Origin of the sequence: Neptunomonas phycophila (genome assembly GCF_001922575.1) — a bacterium.
Taxonomy (GTDB): Bacteria; Pseudomonadota; Gammaproteobacteria; order Pseudomonadales; family Balneatricaceae; genus Neptunomonas; species Neptunomonas phycophila.
The window spans coordinates 1,533,983-1,546,607 of record NZ_MRCI01000001.1 but is presented as its reverse complement, the minus strand read 5'-3'; the positions used below and the strand labels follow the sequence as shown (position 1 = coordinate 1,546,607).

10 protein-coding genes are annotated in these 12,625 nt (G+C 43.9%); 5 read left to right on the top strand and 5 right to left on the bottom strand.

Annotated elements, in window-relative coordinates:
- Nucleotides 1-28 precede the first annotated feature (28 nt).
- Entirely contained in the window at nt 29-1,744 is a 1,716-nt protein-coding gene (locus tag BS617_RS07050; RefSeq protein ID WP_170870327.1) for a DUF4153 domain-containing protein, read from the top strand.
- A 68-nt stretch (nt 1,745-1,812) separates the two neighbouring features.
- Here the strand turns inward: BS617_RS07050 and BS617_RS07045 are convergent, their stop codons facing one another.
- Nucleotides 1,813-2,220, bottom strand: a complete 408-nt coding sequence (locus BS617_RS07045; protein WP_075172138.1) for a LexA family protein — start codon at nt 2,218-2,220, stop codon at nt 1,813-1,815.
- A gap of 559 nt (nt 2,221-2,779) precedes the next feature.
- Between BS617_RS07045 and BS617_RS07040 the strand changes: the two genes are divergently transcribed.
- Together BS617_RS07040 and BS617_RS07035 are read left to right on the top strand one after the other, a co-directional pair.
- Nucleotides 2,780-4,267: a SulP family inorganic anion transporter gene (locus BS617_RS07040; RefSeq protein ID WP_075172137.1), complete on the top strand. Its 1,488-nt coding sequence runs from the start codon at nt 2,780-2,782 to the stop codon at nt 4,265-4,267.
- Between the two features lie 10 nt (nt 4,268-4,277).
- A complete protein-coding gene (locus BS617_RS07035) occupies nt 4,278-5,129 on the top strand; it encodes a universal stress protein (protein ID WP_075172136.1) in 852 nt (283 codons plus the stop codon).
- Between the two features lie 66 nt (nt 5,130-5,195).
- Here the strand turns inward: BS617_RS07035 and BS617_RS07030 are convergent, their stop codons facing one another.
- The 4 genes from BS617_RS07030 to BS617_RS07015 form a co-directional block, all read right to left on the bottom strand.
- The gene (locus BS617_RS07030) at nt 5,196-6,422 is read right to left on the bottom strand and encodes a tyrosine-type recombinase/integrase (protein WP_139303137.1); all 1,227 of its coding nucleotides are present in this window, start codon (nt 6,420-6,422) and stop codon (nt 5,196-5,198) included.
- 70 nt (nt 6,423-6,492) lie between these two features.
- Nucleotides 6,493-6,801, bottom strand: coding sequence for a DUF1840 domain-containing protein (locus BS617_RS07025; protein WP_075172134.1), 309 nt, complete (start codon nt 6,799-6,801; stop codon nt 6,493-6,495).
- A 73-nt stretch (nt 6,802-6,874) separates the two neighbouring features.
- Complete coding sequence (locus BS617_RS07020; RefSeq protein ID WP_075172133.1) at nt 6,875-8,350, bottom strand: hypothetical protein; 1,476 nt, start codon at nt 8,348-8,350, stop codon at nt 6,875-6,877.
- Between the two features lie 45 nt (nt 8,351-8,395).
- Nucleotides 8,396-8,551, bottom strand: coding sequence for an alpha-amylase (locus BS617_RS07015; RefSeq protein WP_075172132.1), 156 nt, complete (start codon nt 8,549-8,551; stop codon nt 8,396-8,398).
- 229 nt (nt 8,552-8,780) lie between these two features.
- On the opposite strand from BS617_RS07015, the gene BS617_RS07010 reads away from it, so the two are divergent.
- The gene (locus BS617_RS07010; protein WP_075172131.1) at nt 8,781-11,144 is read left to right on the top strand and encodes a type I restriction-modification system subunit M; all 2,364 of its coding nucleotides are present in this window, start codon (nt 8,781-8,783) and stop codon (nt 11,142-11,144) included.
- Entirely contained in the window at nt 11,144-12,508 is a 1,365-nt protein-coding gene (locus BS617_RS07005) for a restriction endonuclease subunit S (RefSeq protein ID WP_075172130.1), read from the top strand. Before BS617_RS07010 ends, BS617_RS07005 begins: the two co-directional genes overlap by 1 nt.
- The last annotated feature ends 117 nt before the right edge of the window (nt 12,509-12,625 follow it).

Below are 12,625 nucleotides of genomic sequence, written 5' to 3'. Positions count from 1 at the left end.
AAACTGGCTTTTTTACAAGGATGTAATTATGCAAATGACTGATATAAACCAGCGTTTAACGCTATTGTGCATTGCTTTATTCCAAGGCTTAGCCTTGCTTGTGCTGCATCAATCAATCGAGCAAAGCTTCTGGCCTTCGTATAAATTACCTTGGTTATTTGGGCTTTATAGCTTCACACTAGTCACTCCAACCATTTTGCTATTAGCCTTAAATAACAAAGCAAACGGAATGCTTTACGCCTTCGCTATGTTAGCGGGGAGCGTGGCGCTTTTGCTAGGTTATTACACAGGAACGCAAGCCAGCCCCTTCCAGCCCCAAGACAGTTACGGCGAACTCATCCCTGTTTTAGTTGGCACCATCGCCATCGCAACGTTTAAGGGGCTGATGTACATACAGCACTTTACCGTACCAGGAAGAGGAGAAGAGCCCACTTACAGCCGTTTATTTAAATTATCTTGGCGCAACTTTTTAACATTCGGTGCCGCGCTTGTATTTATGCTGTGCTTCTGGGGTATTTTAAAGCTGTGGGGTGCATTATTTGACGCTATTGATATCACCTTCTTCGAAACGCTATTTGAACAGCCTCACTTCTATTATCCGATACTTTCTCTAGCGAATGGGGTAGGCATTGTCATATTCCGTCAGCAGTCCGGCATCATTGATACACTAACCAGAATTCAACAAGCGTTGATGAAGTTTTTATTGGTTGTCTTAATTTTTGTATCGATTATTTTTTTACTCTCATTGCCATTTACAGGGCTAACGCCTTTATGGGAATCGGGAGGCAGTCTATTAATCTTATGGATGCAGGCTATTCTCCTGTTTTTTACTAATGCCGTTTATCAAGATGATCCTACTCAGCGGCCTTATCCAACGGCTATTCATCGCTTCATCTATATTGGTTTAGCCTTATTGCCCATTTATAGCATCATCAGTGCTTATGGACTTTATGTGCGTATCGAGCAATACGGTTGGAGTGTAGACCGCTGCTGGGCTTGGCTACTGTGGAGTCTACTAACCTTATTTTCGTGCGGCTATTCGTGGAGCATTGTATCGAAACGGGATAATTGGCTATACCGCCTTAATTGGATAAACATTCGCATGGGCGTTGTTGTACTTGGCTCTATGTTACTTGTTAATACTCCTATTCTTGATTTTCGAAAAATATCGGCACATAGCCAAATTAACCTGCTTAGTCATGATGATCTAGTACTGGAGGAGGTTGATTTTTATTACCTCAGATATAACTTAGCCAAGCCCGGTTATGATGCGCTTAACGCATTAAAAGCAAAGCATCCAGATAATCTCAAGCTAACCATCAAGATAGATGCTTTATTTACTGAACGAGGCAAAGCGGCAGCGGTCGAGCAAGACACCCTCATCGCTACGATCAACGTATTGAACGGAGAACTACCGGAATCTCTGGAAAAGCCTATCTACGACATGATGGTTAATAATGTCTGGTTGTTTAGGCAACTGAGCGCTACCTATTTACAGCCAATAGACTTAAATAAAGATCAACAAACCGACTATTTACTCATTACGGAACAAGAGGGTAATCGAATTCAGATATACCTTTTTTATTTTGCGGATGATCAGTGGAAGCATTCCTCGTTTGGTCGTCATGAGGGGCTTAGCAAATCGCAAATAATAGACGATATTAGACATAATAAAATGGAGGTTAAGCCGCCTGTCTGGAATATTTTAAAGATAGGTGATCACGAGCTACAGCTACGCCAATAAATGATCAGGGATGGCGTGTGGCAAAACGCGCTAAGTTCACGAAAGCACTCAGGCATTAAATTGGGTTTTTACACTAACCCGCGTTTAAAAGGCCGGTGCATACGAATTGAGCGCGTTACAACCCCCTCAACTAGAAACTCATCGCCGTCATTTAATTGGTAAGTTTTAAAGCCTTTGGCTGAGGACAGTAGCCGCATATTTTTAGTATCGGCAATTTTACACACAAAGTTACCGTTTAACGTGGCAACAATGACATCGCCAGAGATAACTTTTTCTGCTCGTGAGACTACCAGAATATCGTGAGGAAAAATCCCCACCCCCGTCATCGATTCGCCCTCAACAACTCCCAAATAGGTAGCTGAAGGGTGGTCAATTAAGATTTGATCTAAGGTTAAGGATAATTGCGTGTACTCGGCAGCAGGGGACTCGAACCCTGCAATACCCGCTTGAGCTTTAAGAGGAATAAATCGAAGCATGACACAACCCTATGCTGTATATAATTACAGTATTTTAGCGTAATTCGACAGCAAAGCAATGAGTCCTTAATGGGCTAGTGCTTACACTCTGCTTGTAAACGCTTTTTCAACCTGCTGTTAACGCACTTGGTGCATGGTAAAGATAGATGAACCATAGGGATGATATTGAGTTGGGCAAAACTAACAGAGTACTAAATAAAGCCGAGACGGCAGGTTATTATTTTCTTACATGGTAAATTATTGTAAAATTCGGCCAATCATTAAATGGATATAAGGTAAGCATTTTGCTGATCACGCCACCTTAGGCAACCTCTCCTCAAACAGTCATCGTTTTCGGATGACACCCTAATACCGCGTCTGCGGTGGGTACGTTTGGAATCAGAACTTATAACCGCGCGTTTGTCATCAAAGGATAAACGATGTGTGCTATCTGTTAGCAACCGCAGTTTTAAAAGTATCGCAACTATCAAAAACGTAGAATCTGCACAGCAGCTAAAGAGCAATCGCTTGAAGCTGAGCGCCGAGACCGCGTTGTTTTAAACACATGACAAGGTTTACTATGCTTGAAAAAATGAAACTAGAATGGCTCTCTAATATTCGGGGCGACTTACTGGCCGGCACTGTAGTGGCGTTGGCCTTAATCCCTGAAGCAATCGCTTTTTCTATTATTGCAGGCGTTGACCCTAAAGTAGGTTTGTATGCCTCATTCTGTATCGCAGTTATCATCGCGATAGTGGGTGGCCGCCCTGGCATGATATCGGCCGCTACCGGCGCGATGGCTTTGCTGATGGTCACTTTAGTCAAAGACCACGGCCTTGAATACCTTTTAGCAGCAACGCTACTCACGGGTGTTATTCAGATAATAGCCGGCTATCTAAAGTTAGGTAGCTTAATGCGGTTTGTGTCGCGCTCTGTAGTCACTGGGTTTGTTAATGCGCTGGCTATTTTAATCTTTATGGCACAACTGCCCGAGCTTACCAACGTGACTTGGCATGTTTACGCAATGACGGCCGCAGGCTTGGGGATCATTTATTTGTTTCCATACGTGCCGGTTGTAGGCAAATCGATTCCATCGCCTTTGGTATGTATTATCGTATTAACGGCCGTTGCCATGATGATTGGGCTCGATATTCGTACTGTAGGAGACATGGGTGAGTTACCTGATACCTTACCTATCTTTTTATGGCCTGATGTACCACTTAACCTAGAAACCTTGTATATCATCCTTCCTTACTCTGTCGGTTTAGCTATTGTTGGTTTATTAGAATCCATGATGACAGCCACTATTGTCGATGATTTAACCGATACAAAAAGTGACCGTAACAAAGAATGTAAAGGCCAAGGCATCGCTAATATTGGTGCTGGTTTAATGGGTGGTATGGCCGGCTGCGCAATGATTGGTCAATCAATCATCAACGTAAAATCTGGTGGTCGTGGACGGCTATCGACCTTCGTAGCCGGCACATTGCTGATTATCATGGTTGTCTTTTTAGATGAGTGGATTAAACAAATCCCTATGGCGGCACTCGTCGCGGTAATGATTATGGTATCCATTGGTACTTTCTCATGGAGCTCTATTACCGACCTTAAAAAACACCCTCTATCAACCAATATTGTAATGATTGCAACGGTGATCGTTGTTGTGGCTACTCATAACTTAGCGCTGGGTGTATTTGTTGGTGTGTTGTTGGCTACATTGTTCTTTGCGAACAAGATCGGCCGCTTTATGGTCGTTAAATCAGAACAAGCAACAAACGGCGTGCGTAACTACCAAGTGATTGGTCAGGTATTTTTTGCATCGTCTGAGCAGTTCATTGAGTCATTTGACTTCAAGGAAGTGGTTGATAAAGTGGTTATCGATCTAACGCATGCGCATTTTTGGGACATCACAGCGGTATCATCGCTTGATAAAGTCGTCATCAAATTCAAACGCGAAGGCGCAGAGGTCGAAGTCGTTGGCATGAGTGCAGCAACAGAAACGATTGTCGATAAGTTTGGCGTCCTAAACGATCCCAAAGAAGTTGAAAAACTGATGGCAGGTCACTGAGGAGATAACAATGAATAAAATTATTACTTGTTTAGACGGCTCAGCTTTTTCCAATGCCGTGTGTAGTGCAGGCATTTGGGCCGCTAACAAACTCAGTAAGCCTCTGTTATTGCTGCATGCTATCGAAAAAGAGAACGTGGCGGCTGCTGAAGACCTGAGTGGGGCAATTGGTTTAGGCGCGCGCTCTTCTTTATTAAAAGAAATGGCAGCGCTGGATGAGCAACGGAGTAAAGTCGCTCTTGAAATGGGTAAAGAGATGCTTGCTAATGCCCAAACAATTGCCGAACAGCAAGGCTGTGCTCAAATCGAACAGACCCAACGCCATAGTGACATTGTAGAAGCTATTTGCGATTTAGAATCAGATGCACGTTTAATTGTGATAGGCCGCTCAGGGCAAGGAAACAAACCTGATTTTAATGCAATTGGCTCCCATATTGAGCAGGTGATCCGCCAAGTTCATACCCCGGTATTGATTGCTAATAAGGACTTTTCCGCTCCTAAGAGCTTTATGTTGGCTTACGACGGACGAGAAACGGCAGATAAAGCGGTTAAGCGAATTATCGAAGGCGGGCTCTTGCATGGCATGACGTGCCATTTGGTCACGGTAAAAAATAAGCAAAGCGGCTTAATGGAGAAATTTAAAGCCACAGAAAAGATGTTGCGCGATAGCGGTTTTGATGTGAAGGCCAGCTTTTTAGAAGATGCCATCTTTGCAGGATTAATGGATTACAAAACCAATAATGAGGTGGATATGCTGGTGATGGGAGCTTTCTCGCACTCCAAGCTAGCTCAGGCATTTTTGGGGAGCAACACGTTAAAGATGATCGAGAATACGCACCTTCCTATGTTGATACTGCGCTAAAAGCTTCACATTAAGAACACAAGGCAGCGAGGGCAAAACTCCGCTGCCTTTTTTATTATCTACCACTTAAACCTCTTGCCCTTTAGCACTTGATGCCCGCTCCATATTGTCCGAATCAACATATAACTCATCCGTAGTTCGAATGCTCCCGTGTCCTAAATCAGCTTGAACATGAGCTAAGTTTCTCCCCGCGGCTACCTCCATAGAAGCGCCAGTATGTCGCAACCAATGCGTGGTCGCCGCACGTAGCTCTGTTGCTTCAACAGTAAAGCCATCACTAACTAACGCGTCGCATCCTTCATTTAAAGCCAGCTCAACGATATTTCGTAACTGACGGCTCCCCAAACCGCGATTATCCGCACGCGATTCTATGAGCGGCTCGGACGAGTCTTTAGAGGGCAGGGGAGATAAGCCACGATACTCACGGTAACGGATTAAAAACTGAATATATTCATTAGAGATAGACACATCGCGCTCTTTAGAGCCTTTTCCAAATGCTCTAAACCACCAGTTACCTTCGTGATCGCGATGGAAATGAGACATCACTGGCAACCAATTAGGCCGTTCAGATAACTCAGAAATACGCAACTTTAACGACTTTAACGTGGCTATAACAAAAAGCGTCCTTTCGTGTAACGGCTCTTTATCTGCCATGGATTGGGCGGAGCTTAGCAGGTACTCCCATTGCAATTCAGACAAACGACGGGCCGTATTAATCCCCGATTGCTGTATCAGGTAGGGGCAGTTTTTCTTAACGATAGGGATTTGATTACCCAGTGCATAATCTTCTGCCATCAAGTAATTGAAATACACACTCAAGTTAGAAAACAAACCCTGCCATGATTTAGTATTCAAACGCCCTTTGCCACCGCCCGCCAATCGAAACGGCCGCCACCGAGGATTCGGTTCACGCAGGCCATTTTTACGGGTAAAACGCCTTTCCACGGATTCTGACTGCCAACTAGGATCGGGTTTTGCTACAAAATCGGTGTATTCTTCTAAATCTCGCCTACGCAACATCGACACAGACTTACGCTTCACCAACCAAGACCACAGTAACAAACGCTCTGCATCGCCTCTAAACTTATCGTACGTATCTTGGCTTTTCTTGCTGTAGCTTAATAAAAAATCTTTTGTGTATCGGAAGTCATCCAGCGCCCCCTCAACAGGCAGGCCTAACACAAATATCTCTACCGCAGGCGAGGCATCAGGAAAGACTGAATTCCTCGGTATTTGATTAAAATACGTAGCCGAATCAAACAACGGCATACCAGGGAAAGAACGAGTAGACACAGCAAATACGCCTTAGTAAGAAATTGTTTATGAATCAGCATTAAATTACTAATTATAAACAGGTTTTCTATTATTCCCACATAACGTCAGTCTTTTTTTCGGCAGCGGCTTTCAGCAAGTTTATCAAGGGTAAAGCGCGTTTGGCCAAGCTAACAGCAGGCTCTGATTCATCTTTGTTAGATGTACTGTTTGGGTCAGCTTGCTGTTCTTTAAGAGCCTCGATAGCCGTTGTGAGTTTAGCCAAAGCAGCAGGGACGTCATCTGCCATAATCGCACCAGGCACAGTACCACTGTGGCCCATTTTTTTAAGTAAAGAGACGGCAACATCACCAAACATCGTCATATCGCCAAAAGCATCGGTTGAGAAAGTAACTATCATGAAGCACTCCTTGAGCTGGATGAAATTTATGTTATGAAAGCGCTAGTGTTAGCCTTTCAAAGAAGCTTTGAATTTATAAGACAGCGTAATCTGTATATTCAAAAAATGTAAACGCCACTTTTAAAGCCTCTTCGGAACGATCGGCACCCCTTAACCAACGGATCTTTATTCCTAGGTAGTCAGCCCATGCTACACCTTTTTTAAAAGCCACCCACTTATTACATTTAGCACAAGCCTCGATATATTGGTTAACAAGTAGGTACTGGCTTTTACCGGCCACATATTTCCCTAGAGTAAATGCCTTCTCGTAGTGCTTGAATGCTGATAATTTATCTTTTTTTCGATAGTAATAAACCGCTGTCACCCATTCAAACATCCACTCTAGGCACTCAAATTGACCTAAACTGTTTGCATAAGATTTCAATACTTCAACTTCAGATACATAATTTATTGATTTTTTTAGTTCAGACAAACGAGCATGCACCTCCAAAAACTCGTTAGGTGGCTGATAGTTTTTTTGTAATTCTCGGCCCATAAAGTAGGAACTTATATTGAATCGGCCACAAGAAAAGATAGCATCTGTACAACCCCTTTGGTGATCATCAATATCCTCTTGATCTAGCCCCTCATACTGCGACCGGTCTTGCATAATAACTCGGGCATGTTTTTTCACATCAGCTCGGATCTCTGGCAGCAGTTCTCGGTATATGTCGAGTAAGTGGGCCAGAAAACCAATGCCAAAAACCTTTTGCACTTCGTTAGTGATAAAAGTGGTCAACCTAGCAATAAAGAATATGACCATGACAGACTGCTTTTCTTTATCTGTAATAATGTCATTATACTGTGGTTCATGTTGAACTAATGCGTTTAGCGACTCTTCAAGATTCGCTCGTAAATTTGCCCACGAAGGAAGGCTTCGGCCATTAATCCACTTACCCGCGTTAATTAAATTCTGCTCTAATCTAGAATCATCTGTAGCACTATTTTTACCGGGAAAGTGAAATTGTGTTTGGCTGACACCATAACGTGCATAAAGCCACTTAAATGCCTTTTTAAGCGGAGTTATAACTTTGTTTTCATTAATATCAGGTAAAAACCAATCGATACAGTTAGGTGATACAAGCTCCTCAGAGCTAACATTAAAATAGAGCATGTTTTTATAAGGGGAGAGAACGAGTCGAAAAATAAGGCGTGTTTGCATAGCCCAGCGAATGGTCTCTAATCTAGTTAGATAAGAGCCTTCGTTGCGTACTAAATGTTGATACTGAACTAAGACATCTTCCAAGCTTTGAATCATGGCATAAGCAACTTTTTTCGACCCTACTGCATCGATAACGTGCTTATCAATTAAGGGTAAAATAGCATTCATTGAATCCGTCAAACTAGATTCTTCTTTAGCTAAACGATTAATGGCTTTTTGTAACGTTTTCTTCGCTGTTTCATCCCCAATAACTGATTTTTTGGGGTCTTTTTGTGCAAGCAACCCCATGCCTTTGATCGCGTAATTAAGCACTTCACCCTGCGTTGGGAATCCGTATTCTCTTTTCAATGTTCATAATCCTTTAAAAGCCCCCATTTAAGGGGGCAAACCGTATCACTTTTTTTGATTGGGGTTTAGCTGTGCACCACGATTGCCGTTAGCTTTAGCATTGGCTTGGTTATTCCCAGAAGTACCGCGGTTACTATTTAGCGTATTGGCTCTATGGTTTGTGTTAGCTTTAGTCGCGTTTGTTTTAGATACTTTGCTCATGATTACTTCCTTATTCGTTTTCAGTGTTGGTGAAATCGTATACTAGCCACCAGCCTAGATAATTTAACTGGTCTTTTTGGCGACACGTTTTTCACTAAAAGCCAATAATGCGCATCCCCAAAAAACACCATTGTGTAGTACACTGATTTCCAAACAAAAAAGAGACTAGCGGACACCCCACCTTGTTACCCGCTGTGTTTTTCTAACGCTACAAAGGACTGACACCTCCATGCAAAACTTCTCTCAAACAGCTGCATTTATCTGGTCTGTGGCTGATCTTCTTCGCGGTGATTTCAAACAAAGTCAGTATGGGCGGGTGATTCTGCCTTTCACCTTGTTACGTCGTTTGGAATGCGTACTTGAGGCCGATAAACAAGCGGTTTTGAGCGAATACGCGAAGGTGAAGGGCATGAACCTGCCTGAGGAAGCCGCTGAAAAAATGATTTTGCGCGCCACAGAGCAGAAGTTTTATAACACATCCCCCATGTCACTCGATAAGTTGGGTGAAACCGGTATTAAAGATAACCTCGATAACTATGTTCAATGCTTTTCTAAAGATGCCCGTGAGATCTTTGAGTATTTCAAGTTTGAAGAGTTTGTTGGCCTGCTGAGTGATGCCAACCTGCTATATAAAGTGGTGCAGAAGTTTGCCAATACCGATCTGAGTCCAGAAGCCATCTCTAACCATGAGATGGGGTTGGTGTTTGAAGAGCTGATCCGTCGGTTTGCAGAAAGCTCGAATGAAACCGCAGGGGAACACTTCACCCCACGGGATATCGTCCGTCTGACCACCTCGCTGGTGTTTATGGAGGATGATGACGCACTCACGAAAGACGGCATTATCCGCACCATTTATGACCCTACGGCGGGAACGGGCGGCTTCCTGTCGAGTGGTATGGAATATGTGCATGAGCTAAATGCCAATGCGGTGATGCGTGCCTTTGGGCAGGAGTTGAACCCCGAGTCTTACGCTATCTGTAAAGCGGATATGCTGATTAAAGGACAGGATGTTAGCCGCATTAAACTGGGTAACACGCTATCAAACGATCAACTCTACGCCGATAAGTTCGACTACATGCTGTCTAATCCGCCGTTTGGGGTGGATTGGAAAAAGGTTGAGGGTGATATTAAGGACGAGCATACCCTGAAGGGCTATGATGGCCGTTTTGGGCCGGGGCTGCCACGGGTGTCGGATGGCTCGCTGCTGTTTCTGATGCATCTGATCAGTAAGCTGCGCGATACCTCGATAAACGGATCAGGCGTTGTTGAGGGCGGGGGCCGTATCGGCATTATCCTCAACGGTTCGCCTTTGTTTACCGGTGGGGCGGGGAGTGGTGAGAGTGAGATTCGCCGTTATATTCTCGAAGCCGATCTACTGGAAGCGATTATCGCGTTGCCGAATGATATGTTCTACAACACAGGTATCGCTACTTATGTTTGGGTGCTGTCGAATAAGAAATCAACCGAGCGCAAAGGCAAAGTGCAGTTGATTAACGCCGTCAACCTCTGCGGTAAGATGCGTAAATCATTAGGCTCTAAACGTAATGAGATGAGCACTGACGATATCCGAATGATCACCCGCTGTTTCGGTGGTTTTGAAACCATCGACCATCAATCGCTAGATAAGCCTGCTGAACAAAAAAGCAGTCGAGGCCGTCAGTCGGCTAGTCCGAAACCAGAAGCTACAAAAACCTTCTCCAGCAAAATATTCGATACCACTGACTTCGGCTATAGGCGCATTACCATCGAGCGCCCATTGCGGTTATCAGTACAGATCAGTGATGAACGCTTGGAAGCACTGCGTTTTGCCCCCAAACCCTTTAATGCACCGATGCAGTGGATCTGGCTGGCCTATGGTGGCGACTGGGATGAGACGAATTACGGCCAGCTTTCCGACGTTGCGATCGAGATCAGAGCCGAACTCAAGGTCAGCTACCCTGAACTCAAAGAGAAGCAGATTAAAGACCTACTGGATAGCAAACTCTGGTTGAGCCAAAAAGCATTGCTAGATAAAGGCCATGAGCTACAGGCAGCACTGGGTGCATCAATGGGGTCAGACAGGGTTATTGATCAGCCCTGCGATGACTTTAATCGGTTTGAAGACGCGCTAAAATTCGCCATGAAACAGGCGGGCATCAAGCTGGATGCTAAAGAGAAGAAGCAACTGCTGGATGCGATTAGTTGGAAGAACCCTGAAGCGCAGCCTGTTATCAAGAAAGTTATTAAAGAAGCGGCTCAACCCAAATATGGTGCATTCTCCGTTACTCTGAAAGGGAAACCCGCGGTTGTGGAATACCAGCCTGATGGGGACTTACGGGATAACGAAAATGTACCGCTCGATCCTTCACAACTCACCGAAACCCTGATCGAAAGCTACTTCGAGCGTGAAGTGGCCCCCCATGTGCCTGATGCGTGGATCGATGCTAATAAGCGCGACGCCAAAGATGAAGAGATCGGTATTGTCGGCTATGAAATCCCCTTTAATCGCCATTTCTATGTCTATCAGCCACCGCGTAGCTTGGAAGAGATTGATGCGGAGTTGGATCAGGTGAGTACAGAGATTATGGAGCTATTGCGGGAGGTTCATTCGTGATGGTAGATAAATATAACTCTTACTCGTCGCACAAACCTACAAATTATATTTGGATAGATGAGATTCCTGAATCTTGGAGTCTAGTTGAATTGAAAAGGTACTCGCATGTCGTGGGAGGCTACGCGTTTAATAGTGATTCTTTTGTTGATGCTGGTACAGCTGTTATTAGAATAGGGGACATAAAGAAGGATGGCTCTGTTTCCTTAGCCGCATGCAAATACATATCGAGTAAAACTGTAAATAGTTTCAATCAGTATGCCGTCAATAGGGGAGACCTTTTAATGGCTATGACTGGTGCTACGATCGGCAAGGCGGGCTGGTATACATCACATGAACCAGCTTTACTGAATCAGAGGGTAGGTGCATTCAGATATGATCAAAAAAATTTAAATTACAGGTTTTATTGGTATGTTTTGAATAGCCTAGGTTATCAAGAGTACATTCAACTAACAGCTTTTGGTGGTGCACAACCAAATATAAGCGACTCAGGAATGGTCGGTTATAAAACAGCCCTACCAAAGTTAATCGAACAACAACAAATCGCCAACTTCCTCGACCATGAAACCGCTAAGATCGACACCCTGATTGACAAGCAGCAGCAACTGATCAAGCTGCTGAAAGAGAAGCGTCAGGCGGTGATCAGCCATGCCGTCACCAAAGGCCTAAACCCCAATGCCCCGATGAAAGATTCAGGTGTTGAGTGGTTGGGAGAAGTGCCAGAGCATTGGGACATCAAGAGGTTACGATTTGCTGGTTTATGCCAAAATGGTATTAACATTGGTGCTGAATATTTTGGAACAGGGTTTCCTTTTGTTAGCTACGGTGATGTTTATAACAACAAAACTCTCCCAAAGAGTGGCAGTGGGCTTGTTCAATCTAGTGAAGCTGATAGGAAAAACTACTCAGTGGTGTCTGGTGATATTTTCTTTACTAGAACATCCGAAACAATAGAAGAAATTGGTTTTTCTTCCGTCTGCTTTCATACAATTAAAGATGCTGTTTTCGCAGGTTTTTTAATTCGATTCAGACCATCGTATGGGAAATTGTACTCTGGTTTTTCTAAATATTATTTCCAAAACATCTCTTTGAGATCTTTCTTTGTTAAAGAGATGAATTTGGTTACCAGAGCCTCTCTAAGTCAGGACCTATTGAAGAAGATGACTATTCTTCTTCCTAGTGAATATGAACAGAAAGCTATCGCTCAATATTTAGATAAAAAGTGCGGTACGATAGATCTGTTGATCCAGAAGGCACTATTTTCAATTGAATTAGCGAAAGAACGCCGCACAGCCCTAATCTCCGCTGCTGTTACGGGTAAGATAGACGTTCGCAACTTTAAAGCAGGCGATACGCATGTGGCTTAGTATGAATGGCTCGGCATACACTGCGCTGCCTATAGCCATCTTAAGTGATCACTGGATGCTCGGTATGCGCGTCTTCCTGATTGATGCTAAACGGCATGGCTGGATAGCAAGATGAGA

What these genes read in the sequence shown, in the direction of transcription:
- BS617_RS07010 (WP_075172131.1), top strand. Translation starts at nt 8,781, where the DNA reads ATGCAAAACTTCTCTCAAACAGCTGCATTTATCTGGTCTGTGGCTGAT.
- BS617_RS07015 (WP_075172132.1), bottom strand. Translation starts at nt 8,551, where the DNA reads ATGAGCAAAGTATCTAAAACAAACGCGACTAAAGCTAACACAAACCAT.
- BS617_RS07045 (WP_075172138.1), bottom strand. Translation starts at nt 2,220, where the DNA reads ATGCTTCGATTTATTCCTCTTAAAGCTCAAGCGGGTATTGCAGGGTTC.
- BS617_RS07050 (WP_170870327.1), top strand. Translation starts at nt 29, where the DNA reads ATGCAAATGACTGATATAAACCAGCGTTTAACGCTATTGTGCATTGCT.
- BS617_RS07025 (WP_075172134.1), bottom strand. Translation starts at nt 6,801, where the DNA reads ATGATAGTTACTTTCTCAACCGATGCTTTTGGCGATATGACGATGTTT.
- BS617_RS07035 (WP_075172136.1), top strand. Translation starts at nt 4,278, where the DNA reads ATGAATAAAATTATTACTTGTTTAGACGGCTCAGCTTTTTCCAATGCC.
- BS617_RS07040 (WP_075172137.1), top strand. Translation starts at nt 2,780, where the DNA reads ATGCTTGAAAAAATGAAACTAGAATGGCTCTCTAATATTCGGGGCGAC.
- BS617_RS07005 (WP_075172130.1), top strand. Translation starts at nt 11,144, where the DNA reads ATGGTAGATAAATATAACTCTTACTCGTCGCACAAACCTACAAATTAT.